Origin of the sequence: Streptomyces sp. AA1529 (assembly GCF_000280905.1) — a bacterium.
Taxonomy (GTDB): Bacteria; Actinomycetota; Actinomycetes; order Streptomycetales; family Streptomycetaceae; genus Streptomyces.
This window is the reverse complement of the sequence record NZ_ALAP01000052.1, coordinates 124410-144783: the sequence shown is the minus strand read 5'-3', so window position 1 is coordinate 144783 and position 20374 is coordinate 124410. Positions and strand designations below refer to the sequence as shown.

Sequence of the window (20374 nt, the reverse complement as noted above, 5' to 3'; positions counted from 1 at the left end):
CGAACTGCTCGACGCGATGCTCTCGGACCCCTCCTACCGCAAGCTGGTCTCGCTGCGCGGCGACCTCCAGGAGGTCATGCTGGGCTACAGCGACTCCTCCAAGTTCGGCGGCATCACCACCAGCCAGTGGGAGATCCACCGCGCCCAGCGCCGGCTGCGCGACGTGGCGCACCGGCACGGCGTACGGCTGCGGCTCTTCCACGGCCGCGGCGGCACCGTCGGCCGCGGCGGCGGCCCCACCCACGACGCGATCCTCGCCCAGCCCTGGGGCACCCTGGAGGGTGAGATCAAGGTCACCGAGCAGGGCGAGGTCATCTCCGACAAGTACCTGGTGCCCTCCCTGGCACGGGAGAACCTGGAGCTGACCGTCTCCGCCACCCTCCAGGCCTCGGCCCTGCACACCGCGCCCCGCCAGTCCGACGAGGCCCTCGCCCGCTGGGACGCGGCGATGGACACCGTCTCCGACGCGGCGCACCGGGCCTACCGCGACCTGGTGGAGGACCCGGACCTGCCCGCGTACTTCTTCGCCTCCACCCCCGTCGACCAGCTCGCCGAACTCCACCTCGGCTCCCGCCCCTCCCGCCGCCCCGACACCGGCGCCGGGCTGGACGGACTGCGCGCCATCCCGTGGGTGTTCGGCTGGACCCAGTCGCGGCAGATCGTGCCCGGCTGGTTCGGCGTCGGCACGGGACTGAAGGCGGCCCGCGAGGCCGGACTCGACAGCGTGCTGGAGGAAGCGCACACGCACTGGCACTTCTTCCGCAACTTCCTGGCCAACGTCGAGATGACGCTGGCCAAGACCGATCTGCGGATCGCCCGCCACTACATCGAGACACTGGTCCCGCAGGAGCTGCGGCACGTGTTCGCCACCATCGAGGCCGAACACGCCCGCACGGTGGAGGAAGTGCTGCGCATAACAGGCGAGAGCGAGCTGCTGGAGGCCAACCCGGTCCTCCGGCAGACGCTGAAGATCCGCGACGCCTATCTCGACCCGATCTCCTACCTCCAGGTCGCCCTGCTGCACCGCCAGCGGCAGGCCACGGCCGAGGGCAAGGAGCCGGACGAGAACCTGAGCCGCGCACTGCTGCTCACCGTCAACGGCGTCGCCGCGGGCCTGCGCAACACGGGCTGACCGCCCGCGCACGACCCCGGGCCCGCAGCCCGGGCGGGCGGGCCCCACCGGCCCGCCCGACTGGCCGGGGCCTGGGTGCCGCTCCCTCAAAAGGTGAGCAGCGCCCAGGCCCCGCCCATGATCAGCGCCCCGCAGGCTCCGGCCGTCACCGCGGTCCTGCGCATCCGCAGGCCGCCGGCGATCACCAGCGAGGCCAGCAGCAGCGCGCCGCCCAGCGGGACCCAGGCGTACAGCACCCCGGCGGGACCGGTCCGGATGACATGGTCCGTGCCGGGCTGCACGGCCACCTCCAACGTCCGGCCCTCGCCTCCCGAGACGAACTCGGAGACGGTCACCTGCTCGGGCCGTGACTTCTTCTCGTTCCTGAACGTCCCGGAGCACTCGTCGTCCTCGCACGACCGCACGGTGACGGTGCCGCGTTCGTCCCCCGCCAAGGCGGTGGACGCGGTGTCCCACGACGTCCACACCCCGGCGACCACCAGGATCAGGGCGACCAGCGCCAGCAACCCGGCGCGCACCAGCAGCAGCATCCCGAAGGCGCTCTCGCCGAGCCGCCGCATCCGGCCGCGTTTGCTCCTGGTCCGTGCGGGAGTCCGTGCGGAACTCCGGGCAGACGTCCGGACAGAGGTCCGGGCAGATGCCCGGGCGGGTCTGGAAGACATGGCCGAGATCCTTGGCCACGTGTCGGTGGCCGGTCAACCGGCGCCGGTCGGCTTGTCCACCCTTGTGGCTCTTTCGGAACATCATGTTCCGCACCGGGTGCGTCCCACATCCGGACGGACGCCGCGGGACGTCACCCGGAGTGCCCGACTCCTCTCCCCCTGGCGTGACGGTTCCACTACCCTCACCGCACACCCTGCTGCGTGACGGGAAGACCACTCGCAGTAGTGCCTGTTGCCCCGGAGTCGAACGGAGTCACGGACGGAATGTCCTTCGAGCAGGAGTGGAGCGCCCTCAAGAGTGGTCCGGACGCCACGGACTCGACCGCGATGCAGCTCGACCAGGCCACTTCACCGGACACCGGCCCAGGAGGCGGTAGTCGGATGGACGGATCCGGATGGCTGCTCCTCGAACGGGACGATCTCGGACGCGTGGGGCACGCCGCCTACACACTCTGGCGGAAGCTCCGTACGTCGGCCGACCTCTCCGGCAGTGCGGGCGGCAAGGGCGCCGGCGCGACCGAACGCGCCGCATCCCAGCTCACCGCCCACTCGTTCCTGCTGGGGACGGAACTCGCCCGCACGGCGAAATTCTGGACATCCCAGGTCGACACAGTGCTGCAAGGGTGCGCCCACATCTCCAACCACCTGGACTTCTCCAAGGAATACCAGGGCGAGGAGGACCGCAAGATCGGCGCGCAGATTCTGGGCAAGGACGGGAGGGAGCTTCCGCCCTCCCGGATCTCCCGGCTCCTGCACTGAGCCGGCCGGGCCGAGACGAGAGGGCGGGGGGATGAAGGAGTCTCAGCTCACCTACAGCGACCTGGTCGCGGTGAACTTCTCCAGCCTCGGCACGGCGGTCGCGGACTGGAAGCGGATCCAGCGCGAACTGAGGACACGCGCCACCGAGGCCGAGGACGACATGAACGCCAAGGCGCGGAACGCCCGCTGGGCGGGGCTGAACGCGGACGCGGTACGCCCCTTCGTGCGGAAGATCGCGGAAGAGGTCCAGGACCTGCGGCGCGAAGCCGAGAGCATCTGGAACCTCATGGACGACGCACACCGCGAACTGGCGGACATCCAGAAGGACGTCGAAGGCGAAAGAGAAAAGGCGCACAAACTGGATGTGCACATCGCGGACAACGGCGACGGCACGGTCAGCTGCCGCTTCCGCTACGGAACCGACGACGCCGTCACCGCCAGCGGCTACTACGTGGGCGGCACCGACGAGAAGCGCACCACGAAGGAACGCGCAGCCCGCGACGCCATCGAGTCGCGGCTCAACTACCTCATCGGCAAGGCGCGCGAGATCGACACCTCGGCCGCGCGGTACATCGGCAAGAGCCACGGCAAGGACAAGCACGACGCCGGCCACGCCACGTACACCTCCCTGGACGATGCCCAGGCGAAGGAAGCGGCCCGGCTCGGCGAGAAGGAACTGGAGCTGGCCGCGCACGGCAAGGAGCTGAGCACCCCCGACCTGCAGCGGCTGCGGGACCTGACCAAGTACAACGCCAAGGACGCGGAATTCGCCACCGCCTTCTACCGCGAAATGGGCCCCAAGAAGGCCCTCCAACTGCACGGCCAGCTGGGCATCGACGCCTCCACGGACGGCGGCGACACCCGCCGCGCGCTCTCCCGCACCATCCAGAACTCGATGGACACCGGCCTCGCCCTGGCCACCCGCAAAGACGGCGACGGTCCCCACCTGGACAGCGCATGGGTGACGGAACTGAAGAAGGCAGGCAAGGAGCCGATCCTCCTCCACGATCCGCAGAGCAACGAATGGGGCAGGAACTCCATGCCCCAGCAGAAGGTCCTCGGCTACCAGGTCCTGGGCAACATGCTCCGGCACGGCAAATACGGCCAGGAGTTCCTCACCTCGGTCGGCAGCGACATGGTCGAGACCGAGCGCAGGAACGAGTTCGGCCCGAGAGGCTGGCCCAACCCCCACAACGCCCGCCGCGACGCCGTCCTGAACCTCGACCCCGAGGGCGGCGCCGGATTCGACCCCATGGCGGGCCTGATGACCGGCCTGAGCCACACCCCGGGAGCGGCCACCGAATTCTTCAACGCCTACACCGGCGACGAGGACGGCCACCCGAAGAAACTGGACAACTTCGACTACTTCTTCGGCGACAAGGCCGCCAAGGACCCCCAGGAGCCCCGCCACTGGCCCCACGACGGCGACGACGACGATGCCGCCTTCGGCAAGGACGCCCTCGGCGGCGCCCTCGAAGCGGCAACGACAGGCCGCCCCGCGGGGGACGACGGCCCGCCGGAAAAACACAGTGGACCGCAAGCCGAACTTTTCAGCCGGGCGGTGGAGCGACTGGGCAATAAGAAGAACGCTTCCCTGGTCGAGCACGGCGGAGAACTCGAGGCACTTCAACCGCATATGGGTGCGATGGCTGCCGACTATATGCGTGACGTGCAGCGAGGCGTCACGGATACGCCAAAGGGGATCATCCCGCCGCAAGGTGCGGCGGCAGACCTGGATTTCGATGGCGATGAGCTTGGCCGTTTCCTCCGTACAGCCTCACAGGATCCCGACGGGTATGCGTCCATCAACCATGCCTCTCATGCTGTCTCGGCAGAAGCGCTGCGAAATGCACTGCACGATCCCCCGAAGGGGCATGACTTGGGGGATGCCGCTTCCATGGGCGCAGAACCAGGAGCCGCAGTAGCGGCTCAGGCGGCTGAAGGGCGCGCTGACGGGATCGAAAAGGCTGCGGACAGAGTGGGCGCTGCTGAGCGCTACAACGAATCTCTTGACAAGAAACAGGAATTGGTCGGTTCGATCGTGGATATGGGGCTCGGTCACCTCACCTACGGAGGTGAGGTGGCAGGGCAGGTGGCCGGCGTTGTCCAGGAGCAGGTGTTCGATCACTACCGAAAAGATCCCGAAGAGATCGCAGAAGAAGTGATAGAGAGTCGTAGGGATTTCCTCGCCGGTGAGAAGAAGAATGAAGCGGATGTCATGAAAGAGATCACAAAGGCTGCCGGAAGGCATGCGGGAGTGACAGGGGACTCACTTGCTTGGACGGCTAGTAGGGTCCACAAGGATGTAGAGGACGGATTCTCTAACCGCTAGAAAGGGGCCGGAGTGGGATCGAGGCAGTGGAATCCACGATTCAAAAATCAGGTTCTCTTACTGGGTGGGCTGCTCGTCATGGCCGTCGGATCTTCTGCCTTTTGGTGGCTTCATTTGAAAACGCAAGGGGATTCGGAGATTCCCGCGCGCATGTGTAACGACACTTTCTCCGGTGCTCAAGTGAAACCTTCATACGGTCGAGCGCACGGTGAATTCGAAGAGGATACCGCCCGCGGTTTTCCGGGGATTCTGGAGGAGGCGCGTGGACTTGGAGTCGTCTGCGAGACGAGTGTCGGAAATATGAGTGCCAATTTTCGCGTCCAGTATACGCAGTGGGGGAAGTCGAGAGGTGACGTGGAAAAGGGGAGTAAATATGTGGCCGAGTTTGGTGAAGGGTACGGAGAGTACGGCGCGGAGAAAGGGTCAATCAGCCTTCGTGTTCCCTGCCCAACCCCTGAGGAGCCGAACGGAAGAATGTACTTGCATGTAGGAGCAACGGCGGCGCGCGGGGGATCGAGTGAAGATGTTTCGAAGCTCGCCGACCTCACCGGCTACGCCGCTCGCACCCTCGCTCAGAATGTCTACAAGTGTAAGGGCGCCGAGAAATTGCCGGAGGGGCCGGTCCATATCAAGAAAGGGGAAGGGGCGCGGTGAGCTTATTCATGCGTGGGGTGATAGCGACGGTCGCGGTGTCCGGTCTCGTGTTGTTGAGTGCTTGCGGAGGCGGTGATGACGGGTCCGGGAAGAGGGATATCGAGGGGGCGAAGGACGGCGGCGGGCAGCCGGCCTCGGCTTCGCCGAGTGCGAGCGCCAGTGCGTCGGGGGATCCGGGCGCGCCGAAGCTCGACCTTCCCGAGGGCGTCCACGTCGTTCTGGACGGTGACGACATGACTGGTGATCCAGAAAAGGACGAGATTTTACGAGATCACGCCGACGCGGTCAATGCCATGGCGCTTGCCTATTCAACAGGAAAGCCTGACGTTCCGGTGGTCCATACCTACTTCCAGGACGATGCGGGGAAACAAGTGCAGTCGCGCGTCAAGGAGTATCGCGCGGAAGGAAAATTAGGTACGGGTACGTATCGCTACTACGACCGTAGAGTCACCGTCGGAAAGGAGGCTGCTGCCGTCACTTTCTGCGAGAGTCAACGAGATGCGTTCGCCAAGATGGTGGACACGGGGAAGGTTGTCCACACCAAGCCGAGCAAGAGTGATTTCACCAGCGGGAAGGCGATCATGGAGAAGCGTGGCGGTACATGGGTGGTGATTTCCATGGCGGGGAAAGGGGGCGACGAGGAGTGCGCGCGGTAGACAGCAGAACCGCGATGTCGGCAGTGTTCGTCGCGACGCTGCTCTTGTGCTCTGCGTCCACGGCGTCGGCGGGGGACGGCGGCGGATGGGGCGGCGTGACTGAGCCGGAGCAGCCCTCGAGCGAAGGCAAGCCCGACGGTATCGCCTCCCGCGTGCAGTTCTCCGTCCATCGCGCGCCGTCCTCCGGTGGGGCTGCGATGACTGCTGTTCAGGGGGCGGATTGGGAGCCGCCGGCCTGCTGGTACGAACCGCGGTACTCGCCGGAGGAGTTCTCCGCGTATGCCACCAAGGTGGACGTCCGGCACGGGGAGGGAGCGAACGGGCAGGGTGGCGTGCGGGCGAGGTACCCGGACATGCATATCGGGGACAAGGGCGAGTGGTATGTCATGCGGTACAACACGGACACCACCAGCGGCACTCCTGAGGAGTGCCTTGACCAGGACGGGTTCGTCTTCATCGGGCCCGGTCACCCGGCGCCCGCCGACGCCCCCGTCCTCAATGCCGAAATCCTCGCCGGGCTCGCTTATCAGAAAGCCAGACTGCCCGCTCCGCCGCTGACGCTGTCCCCAAAGGCCGGTCGGCAGGTGGTGAATCTCGCCACCCATGTCCGTTTCGCCAGGACGTTGGGCCGAGTCTGGGTGACCGCCGCCATCGACCAGGCGGGACGGGAACTGGCGGCGACGACGGTCGCTGAGCCCGTGCGGCTGCGGCTGGCCGCGGGCACGACGGACGCGGATCCGGCGTCCTGTACGTACGACCTGGTCAAGGACGCCGGTGGAGGGTACTCGGTGAACACCGAGGATGCCGAGTGCAACATCGTCTATCGGCGGGTCACCGCCGAGGGAACGCGGCACACCCTGAGGGCGGCTCTGACGTGGCGCGTCTTCTGGTCCGAGGGCCCTGGCCCGGATGGGACGCCGCGGCACGCCATGCCCGACGGGGAGTCCGTCGGGGAGGTCGCTGTCACCGTCAAGGAGATCCAGGCCGTCAACCGCGGCTGAGCCCCGTCCGGGGGCGGGTGGCGCGACAATGCCAGGCCCGCGGAAGAGGCCGGGCCCGCCGAGGAGCCGGGCCGCCGGAAGATGGCCCGCGGGGCGGAGAGCGCGGGCCTGTGGGGTCAGGTGTTGTAGGTGCTCTGGGCGCGTTCCAGGCCGTCGGTGATCAGGCTCTCGCAGGCGTCCGCGGCGCGGTCGACGAAGTAGTCCAGCTCTTTGCGTTCCGTGCTGGAGAAGTCCTTCAGGACGTAGTCGGCGACCTGCATCCGGCCCGGGGGCCGGCCGACGCCGAAGCGGACGCGGTAGTAGTCGCGGCCCAGCAGTTTGGTGAGGGACTTGAGGCCGTTGTGGCCGTTGTCGCCGCCGCCGAACTTGAGGCGGAGGGTGCCGTAGTCGATGTCGAGTTCGTCGTGGACGACGAGCAGCCGGTCGGTCCCGATGCCGTAGAAGTCCAGCAGCGCCTTGACGGGTCCGCCGGAGACATTCATGTACGACATCGGTTTGGCGAGCACCACACGGGTGCTGGTGGTGCCGGGGATGCCGATGCGGCCTTCGAGTACCTGGGCGCGGCCCGCCTTGTGCGACTTGAATCTGCCGCCGGTCCGGCCGGCGAGGAGGTCGGCGACCATGAAGCCCACGTTGTGGCGGTTGCCCGAGTAGTCGGGGCCCGGGTTGCCGAGTCCGGCGATGAGCCACGGGGTGGTGGCCGGCATACGTGGTCCTCCGGTCGTGGGGTTTCCGCCGGGCACCGGTGGGGCCCGGGAGCCCGGTGGTGCGGGTGGGACGCGGCCCGGCAGCCGCGTCCCACCCGCACCGACCCGCTGGATGCGGGGCCCCGCGGGGTCGCGGGGCGGTGGGAAGCGGGAGCTTACTCGGCGCTCGCCGCGCCTTCCTCGCCCGCGCCTTCCTCGCCCTCGGCGGCGGGCTCCTCGGCCTGGGCGGCGAGGATCGAGATGACGGTCTCGTCGCCCTCGATGGCCAGCGTGGTGTTGCCCGGCAGCTTGATGTCCTTCGCCAGGACCTGGTCGCCGACGTCCATGCCCTCGACGGAGACGGTGACCGACTCCGGGATGTGGGTGGCCTCGGCCTCGACCGGCAGCGTGTTGTACACGTGCTCGATCAGGTTCTGGCCCGGGGCCAGTTCGCCCTCGATGTGGATCGGGACCTCGACCTGGACCTTTTCGCCCTTCTTGACGACCAGCAGGTCGACGTGGACGAGGAACTGGCGGATGGCCTCGCGCTGGACGGCCTTCGGGATGACGAGCTGCTTCTTGCCCTCGATGTCCAGGTTGATCAGGACGTTCGGGGTCTTGAGCGCCATCATCATGTCGTAGCTGGGCAGGGCCACGTGGACGGGCTCGGCGCCGTGGCCGTAGATCACGGCCGGGACCCGCTCCTCGCGGCGGAGCCGGCGGGCGGAGCCCTTGCCGAACTCGTTGCGGACGGTCGCGTCGATGTTGACGTCAGCCATGCTGCGCTCCTCGTAAGCGGTGGTACGGATGTCTGCGGTGCCACTCGGTCCCGACGGACCTGCTACGAAGAGCGCGCGTCGATAACGGAGTATCCGATCCCCATGAAGCGGACCGGCCTCCCTCGCCGAGCGACTCGTGGAGTCTACGCGGTGCGGGAGGCCGGCCGGAAATCGATCAGCGGAGCGGGCCCGGGAGGGCCGGGCGGCTATGCCTGCTCGTCGAAGAGGCTGGTCACCGAGCCGTCCTCGAACACCTCGCGCACGGCGCGGGCGATCGTCGGTGCCATCGACAGCACCGTGATCTTGTCGAGTTCGAGCTCGCTCGGGGTGGGCAGCGTGTTGGTGAAGATGAACTCGCTGACCTTGGAGTTCTTGAGCCGGTCGGCGGCCGGTCCGGAGAGCACGCCGTGGGTGGCCGTGACGATGACGTCCTCGGCGCCGTTGGCGAACAGCGCGTCGGCGGCCGCGCAGATGGTGCCGCCGGTGTCGATCATGTCGTCGACGAGGACGCAGACCCGGTCCTTCACGTCGCCGACGACCTCGTGCACGGTCACCTGGTTCGCCACGTCCGGGTCGCGGCGCTTGTGGACGATGGCCAGCGGGGCGCCGAGCCGGTCGGCCCAGCGGTCGGCGACCCGGACGCGGCCCGCGTCGGGCGAGACGACGGTGAGCTTGTCGCGGTCGGTCCTGGCCGCCACGTAGTCCGCCAGCAGCGGCAGCGCGAACAGGTGGTCGACCGGTCCGTCGAAGAAGCCCTGGATCTGGTCGGTGTGCAGGTCGACGGTGAGGATGCGGTCCGCGCCCGCGGTGCGGAACATGTCCGCCATCAGCCGGGCCGAGATCGGCTCGCGTCCGCGGTGCTTCTTGTCCTGCCGGGCGTACCCGTAGAACGGGACGATCACCGTGATGCTCCGCGCCGACGCCCGCTTCAACGCGTCGATCATGATGAGCTGTTCCATGATCCACTTGTTGATCGGCGTGGTGTGGCTCTGGACCAGGAAGCAGTCGGCGCCGCGCGCCGACTCCTGGAAGCGAACGTAGATCTCGCCGTTCGCGAAGTCGAAAGCCTTGGTCGGGACCACGCCGATACCGAGCTGCTTGGCGACTTCCTCGGCGAGTTCGGGGTGGGCGCGGCCGGAGAAGAGCATGAGCTTCTTCTCGCCGGTCGTCTTGATCCCGGTCACTGCTGTTGTCTCCCTGTGTGTGCGCCGCACGGCGGCTCGGTGGGGGGCGGCGTCGGTTGGCGGAGGGCGGCGTCGGTTTTCAGCCGCGTGGCCCATCAGGCCTCCATAACCGTACGCCCCCCGTCATACGACCGGATACCCGGTCTTAACCCTCTTCTGCGCGAACCTGCCCGCTCGCACCGTTCGCGGAACGGGCGTTCCCGGCCGTCTCGGGGGCTCGCGAGGGCGGACCGGCGGGCTCCTGCGCCACCTCCTGCGCCGCCTGCGCCGAAGCGCTGCCCGGCCGTTTGCGGGCCACCCAGCCCTCGATGTTGCGCTGCTGGCCGCGCGCCACGGCCAGCGAGCCGGGCGGCACATCCTTGGTGATCACGGAGCCCGCGGCGCTGTAGGCGCCGTCCCCGATCGTGACAGGAGCCACATACATGTTGTCCGCCCCCATCCGGCAGTGCGAGCCGACCGTCGTGGTGTGTTTGCTCTCACCGTCGTAGTTCACGAAGACGCTCGCCGCGCCGATGTTGCTGTGCTCCCCGATCACCGCGTCGCCCACGTAGGAGAGGTGCGGCACCTTGCTGCCCTCCCCGACTTCGGCGTTCTTCATCTCGACGTAGCTGCCCGCCTTCACCTTCGGGCCCAGCCGGGTGCCGGGCCGCAGATAGGTGTAGGGGCCGACCGCGCACCGCTCCCCGATCTCCGCGCCCTGCGCGACGGTGTTGCTGACCGTGGCCCCCGCGCCCACCCGGGTGTCGGTCAGGCGCGTGTTCGGCCCCACCTCGCTGGCCGGGCCCAGGTGCGTGCCGCCGAGCAGCTGGGTGCCGGGGTGGACCGTGGCGTCCGGCTCGTAGGTCACGTCGACGTCCATCCACGTGGTGGCCGGGTCGACGACCGTGACTCCGGCCAGCATGGCGTCCTCCAGCAGCCGGCCGTTGAGCATCCGGCGGGCCTCGGAGAGCTGCACGCGGTTGTTGATGCCCGCGATCTCCCGGTGGTCGCCCGCCACCGCGGCGCCCACCCGGTGGCCGGCCTCCCGCAGGATGCCGAGCACGTCCGTCAGGTACTCCTCGCCCTGGCTGTTGTCCGTGCTGACCTGCGCCAGCGCCTGCGCCAGCAGCCGGCCGTCGAACGCGAACACCCCCGAGTTGATCTCCCGGACGGTGCGCTGCTCCTCGGTCGCGTCCTTGTGTTCCACGATCCCGGTGACCGCCCCGCCGCCGCTCTCGCGCACGATGCGGCCGTAGCCGGTCGCGTCCGGGACCTCCGCGGTCAGCACGGTGACGGCGTTGCCGTCGGCGACGTGGGTGTCCGCCAGCTGCTGCAGTGTCCCGCCGGTCAGCAGTGGGGTGTCGCCGCAGGTCACCAGGACCGTCCCGGCGGGCCCCCCGTCGTCCAGCTCGGCCAGCGCCATCCGGACGGCGTGCCCGGTGCCGTTCTGCTCGTGCTGCACGGCGGTGCGGGCCTCGGCGTCCAGCCGCGACAGGTGCGCGGTGACCTGCTCGCGCGCGTGCCCGACGACCACGACCAACTGTTCCGGATCCAGCGCCCGCGCGGCGCTCACCACATGGCCGACCAGGGAGCGGCCGCAGATCTCGTGCAGGACCTTGGGGGTCGCCGACTTCATGCGGGTGCCCTCACCCGCTGCGAGAACGACGACGGCTGCCGGGCGAGTGACGCTCACGGGTGTGCCCTTCGGCTTCGGGGGTGGGTGCATCCCGCAGGATACCGGGGGGTTCGCCGTGTGCCGGGAGGGCCGGGCCCTCGGGCGGCGGAAGAGGGCCGGCCCGGACCGTGTACGCCGTGCCGACCGGGTCGTGCGTCCGTGCCGACCGATCGTGCGTCGGTGCCGACCGGGTCGTGCGTCCCGTGGTGTTGGTGACCGGATCGTCCGCGCGGTGACGACGGGCCACCGGGCCGTGTGCGTCGTGGGCTCCCCCGCAAGGATTTGAACCTTGACTACTGGATCCAAAATCCAGGGTGCTGCCCGTTACACCACGGGGGAAGGTGGCTCAGAGCGTACCTGACGCGACCTCGTTCGTCCGGTGGGTTCACGCCCGTCCGTCCGCCGGATTCGCGGTCCGCGGGGGGTGCGGCGGTCGCGATCCGCGGACCCTCCGCCGGGCCGCCGGTGCGGCCCGCGGGGCCGCCGGGCCGCTGCTGAGTCGTTCACGAAACCGTCCGGGCACGGACAGATGACCGGAATGGGGTGTTCCGGGGATCGGCGGGGCAAGGCGGCGGGGGGCGGTCGTAGGGTGGTCGGTATGACCGAGACGGGGGAAAACCGTACGCGGGGCGGGCCGTGGTGGTGGGAGAAACCACGGAGTGCGGTGCTCGACATCGCCCTGGCCGCGGCCTCCGCCGCGGAGTGCGCGCTGCAGGGGCAGGGCTTCGCCCGGGAGACGGGTATCCCGGGGGCTCTCGCGGTGCTCCTGGGGGCCGTCGCGGGGGCCACGCTGGTGCTGCGCCGCCGCTGGCCGATAGCGGTCGTGTTGGTCGCCATCGCCGTCATACCGGCGGAGATGGGCACCTTCCTCGGGGTCGTCGGTCTCTACACGCTCGCCGCCACCGACGTGCCGCGCCGGATCACCGGGCTGCTGGCCGGGATGGCCGCCGCCGGGATGCTGGTGATGACCGCCTACCGGCTCGACCAGAACATCGGGCAGGACCCCGACTTCAACCCCCAGGGCTGGTTCGTCCCGCTCGTCTCGATCCTCATGTCGGTCGGGGTGACGGCGCCGCCCGTGCTGCTCGGACTGTACGTCGGAGCGCGGCGGCGGCTCGTGGAGTCGCTGCGCGAGCGCGCCGACGGCCTGGAGCGCGAGCTCTCGCTGCTGGCGGACCGGGCGGAGGAGCGCGCCGAATGGGCACGGAACGAGGAGCGCACCCGGATCGCCCGGGAGATGCACGACGTGGTCGCCCACCGGGTGAGCCTGATGGTGGTGCACGCGGCGGCGTTGCAGGCGGTGGCGCTCAAGGACCCGGACAAGGCGGCGAAGAACGCCGCACTGGTGGGCGACATGGGCCGGCAGGCCCTCGACGAACTGCGCACCATGCTGGGCGTGCTGCGCTCCGGTGAGTCGGAGAGACCGGAGCGCAGCGGGCGGTCCGAACCCGCCGGGGCCGCCGGTCCCGCTCCGTCCGGCGCCGCCGCCGTCTCCGGGGCCGCGCCCGGCCCGGCCGCCGCGCAGGACGCCCCCGCCGCTCCCGGGCACGGCCCCGCGCCCCCGGCCGGCGCGTCCGGAGCCGCAGCGGCCGAGGCGCCTTCGCGGCTGGCCGAGTTCGTGTCCGCGGTCGCCGGACAGGCGGCGGGACAGCCGGCCGCCGGGAGCGCGGAGCGCGGCGCGGACGCCGGGACGGCGACGACGCGGGGCGCGGGGCAGGTCGCCGGTGCGCCGCGCCCGGAGAGCGGAGTCCCGCACTCCGGTCCGCCCTCGCTGGCCCATCTCGACTCGCTGGTCGGCCAGTCGCGCGCCGCCGGGATGGCCGTGGAACTCAGCGTCGAGGGCAGCCCCGACGGAGCCTGCCCGCCGCCGGTCCAGCAGACCGCGTACCGGGTGGTGCAGGAGGCGCTGACCAACGTGCACAAGCATGCGGCCGGAGCCGCGACCAGGGTGCGGGTCGCGCACCGCGTGGCGGAGGTCGCGCTGCAGGTCGAGAACGACCCGGCCGCCGACGGTGCGGCCGACGCGGGGCTGCCCAGCGGCGGCAACGGCCTGGTGGGGATGCGGGAGCGGGTGACCGCGCTCGGCGGCGGGTTCGTCTCCGGGCCGACGGACGCGGGCGGCTTCCGGGTCTCGGCGATCATCCCGTACGCGGGTTCCTGAGCGGCTGCCCGCACCACCGCCGGTACGCGGTCGTCCCGTACGCGGTCGTCCCGTGCCGGTGCCCGTGAGCGGCCACGTGTGCTCCGGCCCACGCGCCGTCATCCCGTACGGGAGTCCGTGAGCCCGTCCGGCCCGGTGCTCTCCGGCCCGGTGCTCTCCGGCGGGGGGACGACCGGAGGCGGGCCCGCGCTCAGCCTGGCCGGCACCAGCCCCATCAGCAGCGCCGAGAGCGCGGCGTCGAAGTCGGCGCCCAGATACCAGTCGCCGGTCGCGTCGATGCTGTAGACGCGGCGCTCGGCGTCGATGGCCAGCAGCGCCTCGTCCTCGCCCTCGGTGCCGATCGGACAGACCTGGGTGCCCAGCGCCCGGCCCAGGTCGTTGAAGGTGCGTGCCGCGTGCAGTCCGGGGAGCGGGTCGATGTGCACCGGGGACGGCGCGAGATGGCGGCCGGGACCGGTGGGGGTGATGCGGAGGGTGCCGAACTCGGCCCACACCTCGACGGCCGCCGGGAAGACCGCGTGCCGGTGGCCGCCGGGCGAGACGTGGCCGCGCAGCGCGTCCGCCCACTGCTCGGCCTGCCGGATGTCCCACCGGCCCGGCTGCCACCCGGCGGTGCGCAGCGGATCGTCGACGGCGACGGGGAAACGCGTGGTCACTGCGCGTTCTCCCGCGCCGGGTCGACGGCCCGCACCCCGAAGTGGGCCAGCAGTGCCCCGCAGGACCGGCAGGGCGGCGCGTAGCTGCCGTGCAGCGGGTCGCCGTCCTCGCGGATGCGGCGGGCGGTGAGCTTGGCCTGCTTGAGGGCGCGTTTGGCTTCGCCCAGGGTGAGCGGCTTGGGCGCCTTGGACATGCGGGAGCCCTTGCCGCCGGTGCCCCTGCCGGTCCGGCTGCTCTTGGCGGGGCGGCGGCGCTTGTCCGCGCGGGCCGCCTCGGCGGCGGTCAGATAGCGCGACACCAGGACCGCCTCGGGGCAGCGGCCGGTCTGGCGGGAGCGCCGCTCGGTGGTGAGGGTGTCGAGGAAGTCCTGCACGAGCGGATGGTGCGCGGGCGCGCGTTCTCCCTTGCTGCCGGTGCAGGTGAGGGTCTCGCCCCGGATCGACAGTGCGGCGGCGACGGCGGGCAGGATGCCGTCACGGCGCTGGAGCAGGACCGGTGCGGTGGCGCTGAGGGAGTCGACAGCGGCTATCCAGCCGATCCGCGGGTCGCCGCCGCTGTACGGGCCGTGCTGCGCCTGCGGCGCTTCCGGCTGCCGCGGTGTGTGCGCCTGTGGTGCCGTGTGCAATGGAGCTTCCTCCCAGAGTGTCCCCTCTGTGCCGGGGCTCGCCCAAGTATGCAGTGTGGCGGATGAGTCGATCATTCCGCGGCGATGTCATGGAATTGTGCCGGTGGTGGCGACGGTGTGAAGGAGGGTCGGCCGGGACCGACGTACCCGGGCGGTGTGCGGGGTGCGACGGGGGAGCGCGTCCGGTGAGGCCGGTCCGCCGCCGTCCGCCGGGGCCCGCAGGGGGCGGTGTCTGCCCGGCGGCGTACCGCATAGGCTGTTCGGTACCAGTCGGAAGCAGCAGGGAGAGCCAACGCGATGACGACAGGTCGGCTCGGGGCGGGGGCGCCTACCGGCCCCGAGGGCCAGGGGAACGCCGCCGCACCGCCGAACCGGGCGTACGCCGGGCAGGTCGTGTACTTCCCGGATCCGGTCAGAGCGGCCCGCTACCCCCAGGGGGTGCGCGTCGACCACGACGGATTTCCGGATTTCTCCCCGTACGCGCGTGCGGCGGCGGAGATCGCCGAGCCCCCGGAGGGCTTCGGCGGCGACGAACTGCGGCTGACGGACTACGTGTCGGCCAATGCCGCGCTGCACGGCGAGCAGCACGAACTCTGGGCGGACCTGCCCTCCGTCGCGACCCCGCACGGCTGGACGTGGCACCACGTACCGCACAGCCGCCGGATGGAGCTCGTCCCCGTCGAGGTCAAGGCGCTGCTGCGGCACCACGGCGGGCTGGCGACGGCCGCCGTCGACCACGCCAAGACCGGTACCCGCCCCCTCCAGGAGACCCGGCCCGCACACTTCGCCGTCCCGCACGGCGCCGAACCGGCGGTGACCGAGCGGCAGGTCGCGGACGTCGAGGAGCGGCTGGGCTACCGGCTGCCCGGCGCCTATCGCACGTTCCTGAAGGTGGCGGGCGGCTGCGCACCGCAGGGCGTCGCGCTCGACGCGGAGCTGGGGCTGCTGGTGGACCAGCCGTTCCTCACGGTGCGCGACGACGCCGCCGTCAACGACCTCGTCTACGTCAACAAGTGCCTGCGCGACCATCTCACCAAGGACTACCTGGGGGTGGGGTTCGTGCAGGGCGGCCTGGTCGCGGTGAAGGCCAGGGGCGAGGCACCCGGTTCGGTGTGGTTCTGCGCCTATGACGACGCCCGGGACGCCGACGGTCTGCAGGTCCAGGAGCGGGTGGAGCGGCTGCTGCGGCCGTGCGGCGCGGACTTCGACGAGTTCCTGCTGCGGCTGGCGGGCAACCCGCCGGAGTTGGAGACGGTGGCCAACCTGATGGTGGACGGCGGCTTCGCCCGCGCCGTCCCTGTGGAGAGGTGAGAGCGCGATGGTGACCTTGGCGCAAGCCCAGGAGCGCGCCGAGCGCTGGGTCAACGGGGAGGTACCCGCCTACGAGCAGCGCGAGGTGCGGGTCCGCGAGTTCGACCTGGGCTTCGTCGCCTGGGCCGAGGACCGCGCGGGAGCACCGGCCTCGGACAGCGGCGACGTCCGGCTGGTCATCGCCCGCGACAGCGGGGAGACCACGCTGTGGCCCGCGCTGCCGGTGGGCGAGGTCATCCGCCGCTACGAGGAGGAGTACGGCGAGGAGCCGGCCGCCCCGGCCGCGCCCCCGCAGCAGCGGCTCGACCTCGAGGCGACCTCCTTCCTGCTGACGCCTCCCGAATGGCTCCAGCAGGCGGCCGACAAGATGGGCATCCCCGACCGGCGCTCCGACGGCACCCCCGTGCACACGGGCGGTACTCCTGCGCAGGGGACTCCGGGACCCGGCGTGCCGCACACCCCGCCGCCCGCCGCACCCGCCTTCACCGGCGACACCTCGGGCGGCGCCCCCTCCGGGCCCAGCCCCTGGGACGGCGCCGACACCGGCGGTGCGGGCAGCGGCGAGGCGCAGGCGCCGCCGGCGACCGTGTTCGCGCCGCCGCTGACGGGCGGTGACGAGGAGGACACCCCGCCGCCGCCGTCCGGCTCGGAGGCGCGTACCGCGCTGCTGCCGGAGGGCAGCGCGCTGCCCCGGACCACGGTGTCCCCCGCGCTGGAGGACCCGCACGGCCCGCAGCCCGGACACGGCCCGCAGCCCGGACACGGGCCCGCCGACCGGCACCCGGCGCCGGGCGGGCACCGGCCGCCGGAACCGGCGCAGGCTCCGGCGGCCCCGTACCCGGACCAGGCCCCGCACGGCGGTGCGCCCGACGGCGCCGGGAACGACGCGGGTGCCGACAGCGGCACCGGCGGTGGTGGCACCGGCGGTGTGCACCACGCCGCGACCATGCTGGCCGACCCCTCCCAGGGCGGCCTCCCGATGCCCGGCGCTCCCGACGCGTCCGGAGCCGACGACATCGCGGACGCCGCCACGAGCCGCGCCCCGCAGGGCGCCGTCCCCGGCAAGCAGTCACGCGGCACGGGCCCGTCGGTGCCCCCGCCGCCCGGCGCTCCGGGCGCTCCCGGCGGCCGCTCCGGCGGCCCCGCGACTCCGCCGCCGCCCTCCCCGCCCGGTCCTCCGGGCGGCCCCGGCGGCGGCTATGTGCCCACCCAGATGGTGTCGTCCGACGCGCTGGCCGAGCAGATCGGCCAGAGCGGGCAGCAGCCGAGGGTGGACACGCCGGGTGATCCGGCGACGCCGCCGCCCGGCGGCGGCCCGGGCGGTGGCGTGCACCAGGCGGCGACGATGCTCGCCGGTCCCGCCCCCGGCGGCCCCGTACCGCCCGGCCCGCCCGGTGCACCGGCCCCCGGCGCGCCTCCCGGCGCTCCCGCCATGGGGCCCGTCCCCGGCGGACCGCCGCCCGGCGCTCCGCAGCCGCAGCCGGGCACGCCCACGGTCGGACCCGGCTACATGGCCGTGCTCCGCTACCGCGCGCCCGACGGCTCCGAGCAGCAGCTCATCCGCCGCTCCGCGCCGGGGACCCCGCACCCGGAGTGGCAACTGCTGCACGAGCTGCGGGCCATGAACGTGCCCCCGCAGCAGGTCGTCGAGCTCCATACCGAACTGGAGTCCTGCGACCTGCCCGGCGGCTACTGCGCGCGCATGGTCCGCGAGACCTGGCCGCAGGTGCGGATCAGCCACACCGCGTCCTACGGCACCGACCACGCCTCACGGCAGCAGGGCATGCGGCACCTCGTCGAGCACCAGGGCGAGCTGCACCAGGTCGCCGACGGGCCCGCGCGGCCCGCTCCGCAGCGGGTACCGCTGCCGCCGCCCGGCCAGATCCCGCCCGCGCCGCCCATCCCGCCCGACGCCATCGGGCAGGAACTCATGCAGGCGTTCGGACCCCAGGGCGTCTTCCGCTTCGACCAGCGGGCCGTCTCCCGGCAGGGCGTGCCCGACATCGTGGCGCAGACCCTGGTGTGGGCGGGCGTGCCCATCGACATGGGCCCGTTCTTCTGGGGCCAGGCCCAGCCCGGCCGCCCGGTGCCGACGCTGGCCGAGCTGGCCCAGGAGCGCGGGGTGCAGCCGGCCTCCGACGCGGGCTCGTACCTGGTGATGGGGACCGACTTCGGGCGGCAGCTGTGTGTGCAGTACGGCTCGGCGAACATCGTGGCCGTGCCGCTGGAGGCGGGGCCCGGCGGGCAGCCCGCGCCTCCGCAGTTCGTGAACACGGGCCTGCCGGAGTTCGTCCGGTGCATGGCCATGCTGGGGCGGATGTGGCGGCTGCGGTTCGGGTTGACGCCGGACCAGGCCGGGCGCTGGACGGTCGACTTCCAGGCCCAGCTCGCCGCCCTGGACGCCGCGGCACTCGCCTCCCCGGAGAACTGGTGGTCCGTGCTGCTGGAGCAGATGTGGGACGGCCTCTTCTGACCGGCCGCCGCCGTGATGGTGCCCTCGCGTTTCGGCTGCCGCCGGTGGGGGGTGCCGTGTGGTGGGGGCACGCCCCCTTCGTTTTCCGGCTGCCGCCGAGGGGTCGTGTCGGGGGGCTCCGCCCCCCGACGGCCCCCCGCTAGTGGGCTCCGCCCCCTAGGACCCCCATCCGCACCTGTTGCACCGTCCGGCTCCGGGCACCCGGCGAGGTGCCTCCGCCCCGGGTTGCGGCCGGTGACAACCCTGCGGGTCGCGTCAGAAGGAAAGCGAGCTCGTCTCTTGTGGGATCGGCCCGCAGGGTTGTCACCGGGGGTACCAAGGGCCCGGTGCCGCACGCCGCTGACGGGAGTTGAGGACGGCTCCATTTCGCGGCCGGGGGTTCTAGGGGGCGAAGCCACCTAGCGGGGGGCGTTGGGGGGCGGAGCCCCCCAACACGGCCTGTCGGCGGCAGCCGAAAGCAGAGGGGGCGTGCCCCCACCACCCGGGAACCCACCACCCCACCGGCGGCAGCCGCAATCGCGCAGCCTGAACGACGGGCGCGCCCCGCGGGAGGCGCTCGCTCTGTCGGCCCAGCGCGGCGGGCACCGCCCCGCGGAGTGCGGGACGCTCGGCTCATGTACGGGGAGAGCAGCACCCTCTACCGCGCGGGTGACCCGCACGGCGGTGGCCGCGGGCGGCGCCGCTGGTGGCGGGTCGTCCTGCTGGTGCTGCTGGTGCTGGTGCTGGCCTGTGCGGCGGGGCTCGCCGGGACCTGGGTGTGGGCGGACGGCCGGGTGCGGCAGACGTCGGCGCTGGGTGACTATCCGGGCCGTCCGCCGCCCGGCCGGGGCACCAATTGGCTGATCATCGGCACCGACACCCGGGCCGACCTCACCCGCGAGCAGCGTGCGGAGCTGCATGTGGGCGGTGGCGGCCAGCGCAACACCGACACGGTGATGGTGCTGCACTACGGCGCGGCGGGCCCGTATCTGGTGAGCATTCCGCGGGATTCCTACGTGCCCGTTCCGGGCCACGGCCGCGACAAGATCAATTCGGCGTACGCGCGGGGCGGTCCGCGGCTGCTCACCCGCACCGTGGAGCAGGCGACGGGGCTGCGCCTGGATCACTACGCCGAGATCGACTTCCTCGGGTTCACCCGCGTCGTCGACGCGCTCGACGGGGTGCGGGTGTGTCTGGGGAAGCCGCTGCGCGACGAGAAGGCGGGCGCCGATCTGCCCGCCGGCTGCCGGAACCTCGACGGCAGGCAGGCCCTGGCCTACGTACGGGCGCGCTACAGCGACCCGGAGGGGGACCTGGGACGGGTCAAGCGGCAGCGCCGGCTGCTGAGCGCGCTCGTCCGGGAGGGTACGGGGCCGGCCACGGTGGGGAACCCGTTCCGGTTCTATCCGTTCCTCGGTTCGGCGCTGGAGGCGGTCACCGTCGACGAGGGCAGCTCCGTCCTGTCACTCACACGAATGGGCTGGAAGATCAGGCGGCTGACGGAGGGCGACGGGGGGACGACGACCGTGCCGGTGGCGAACCCCGGGCTCAGCGTGCCTGGCACCGGAAGCGTGGTCGTGTGGGAGCCATCCGGGTCACGTTCTCTTTTTCATCAGTTGCGACAGGATGTGCCGATTACGGCAACCGCGGTGAAGTAGCGCATCCTGGG

The 20374-nt window shown here is 71.4% G+C and carries 17 protein-coding genes and 1 tRNA gene; 10 read left to right on the top strand and 8 right to left on the bottom strand.

Annotated elements, in window-relative coordinates; translation table 11 throughout:
• On the top strand, nt 1-1132 hold a 1132-nt coding region (locus tag A949_RS0115795; RefSeq protein WP_019356990.1), incomplete at its 5' end, for a phosphoenolpyruvate carboxylase.
• Between the two features lie 86 nt (nt 1133-1218).
• Here A949_RS0115795 and A949_RS0115790 read toward each other — a convergent pair.
• Complete coding sequence (locus A949_RS0115790; protein WP_019356989.1) at nt 1219-1692, bottom strand: hypothetical protein; 474 nt, start codon at nt 1690-1692, stop codon at nt 1219-1221.
• A 366-nt stretch (nt 1693-2058) separates the two neighbouring features.
• Between A949_RS0115790 and A949_RS0115785 the strand changes: the two genes are divergently transcribed.
• The 5 genes from A949_RS0115785 (at nt 2059) to A949_RS38110 (ending at nt 7196) form a co-directional block, all read left to right on the top strand.
• Nucleotides 2059-2553 (top strand): hypothetical protein, encoded by a 495-nt coding sequence (locus A949_RS0115785; RefSeq protein ID WP_026004686.1) that lies wholly within the window; start codon nt 2059-2061, stop codon nt 2551-2553.
• 31 nt (nt 2554-2584) lie between these two features.
• Complete coding sequence (locus A949_RS33595) at nt 2585-4885, top strand: hypothetical protein (protein ID WP_019356987.1); 2301 nt, start codon at nt 2585-2587, stop codon at nt 4883-4885.
• Between the two features lie 12 nt (nt 4886-4897).
• Entirely contained in the window at nt 4898-5539 is a 642-nt protein-coding gene (locus A949_RS38115) for a hypothetical protein (RefSeq protein WP_158687590.1), read from the top strand.
• Entirely contained in the window at nt 5536-6195 is a 660-nt protein-coding gene (locus tag A949_RS0115775; protein ID WP_019356986.1) for a hypothetical protein, read from the top strand. Before A949_RS38115 ends, A949_RS0115775 begins: the two co-directional genes overlap by 4 nt.
• A gap of 353 nt (nt 6196-6548) precedes the next feature.
• Complete coding sequence (locus tag A949_RS38110) at nt 6549-7196, top strand: hypothetical protein (protein WP_158687589.1); 648 nt, start codon at nt 6549-6551, stop codon at nt 7194-7196.
• A 116-nt stretch (nt 7197-7312) separates the two neighbouring features.
• Here A949_RS38110 and pth read toward each other — a convergent pair whose 3' ends face one another.
• From pth to A949_RS0115745, 5 genes are all read right to left on the bottom strand, one after another.
• Nucleotides 7313-7903, bottom strand: coding sequence for an aminoacyl-tRNA hydrolase (gene pth, locus A949_RS0115765; protein WP_019356984.1), 591 nt, complete (start codon nt 7901-7903; stop codon nt 7313-7315).
• 155 nt (nt 7904-8058) lie between these two features.
• Entirely contained in the window at nt 8059-8661 is a 603-nt protein-coding gene (locus tag A949_RS0115760; RefSeq protein ID WP_019356983.1) for a 50S ribosomal protein L25/general stress protein Ctc, read from the bottom strand.
• Between the two features lie 206 nt (nt 8662-8867).
• Nucleotides 8868-9845 (bottom strand): ribose-phosphate diphosphokinase, encoded by a 978-nt coding sequence (locus A949_RS0115755; RefSeq protein WP_019356982.1) that lies wholly within the window; start codon nt 9843-9845, stop codon nt 8868-8870.
• 145 nt (nt 9846-9990) lie between these two features.
• Entirely contained in the window at nt 9991-11517 is a 1527-nt protein-coding gene (gene glmU, locus A949_RS33590) for a bifunctional UDP-N-acetylglucosamine diphosphorylase/glucosamine-1-phosphate N-acetyltransferase GlmU (protein ID WP_078565448.1), read from the bottom strand.
• Nucleotides 11518-11766: 249 nt separating this feature from the next.
• Nucleotides 11767-11838, bottom strand: a tRNA-Gln gene (locus A949_RS0115745).
• Between the two features lie 259 nt (nt 11839-12097).
• Between A949_RS0115745 and A949_RS0115740 the strand changes: the two genes are divergently transcribed.
• Nucleotides 12098-13660 carry a histidine kinase gene (locus A949_RS0115740; protein ID WP_037706501.1) on the top strand — a complete coding sequence of 521 codons (1563 nt, stop codon included), beginning with the start codon at nt 12098-12100 and terminating at the stop codon, nt 13658-13660.
• A gap of 98 nt (nt 13661-13758) precedes the next feature.
• Here the strand turns inward: A949_RS0115740 and A949_RS33585 are convergent, their stop codons facing one another.
• Both A949_RS33585 and A949_RS0115730 read right to left on the bottom strand, forming a co-directional pair.
• Complete coding sequence (locus A949_RS33585) at nt 13759-14316, bottom strand: SUKH-3 domain-containing protein (RefSeq protein WP_019356979.1); 558 nt, start codon at nt 14314-14316, stop codon at nt 13759-13761.
• Nucleotides 14313-14942 carry a YwqJ-related putative deaminase gene (locus tag A949_RS0115730; protein ID WP_019356978.1) on the bottom strand — a complete coding sequence of 210 codons (630 nt, stop codon included), beginning with the start codon at nt 14940-14942 and terminating at the stop codon, nt 14313-14315. Before A949_RS0115730 ends, A949_RS33585 begins: the two co-directional genes overlap by 4 nt.
• Before the next feature lie 297 nt (nt 14943-15239).
• Between A949_RS0115730 and A949_RS0115725 the strand changes: the two genes are divergently transcribed.
• From A949_RS0115725 to A949_RS0115715, 3 genes are all read left to right on the top strand, one after another.
• Nucleotides 15240-16253, top strand: a complete 1014-nt coding sequence (locus A949_RS0115725; protein WP_019356977.1) for an SMI1/KNR4 family protein — start codon at nt 15240-15242, stop codon at nt 16251-16253.
• Between the two features lie 7 nt (nt 16254-16260).
• A complete protein-coding gene (locus tag A949_RS0115720; protein WP_019356976.1) occupies nt 16261-18726 on the top strand; it encodes an SUKH-4 family immunity protein in 2466 nt (821 codons plus the stop codon).
• A 614-nt stretch (nt 18727-19340) separates the two neighbouring features.
• Nucleotides 19341-20363 (top strand): LCP family protein, encoded by a 1023-nt coding sequence (locus A949_RS0115715; RefSeq protein ID WP_019356975.1) that lies wholly within the window; start codon nt 19341-19343, stop codon nt 20361-20363.
• The last annotated feature ends 11 nt before the right edge of the window (nt 20364-20374 follow it).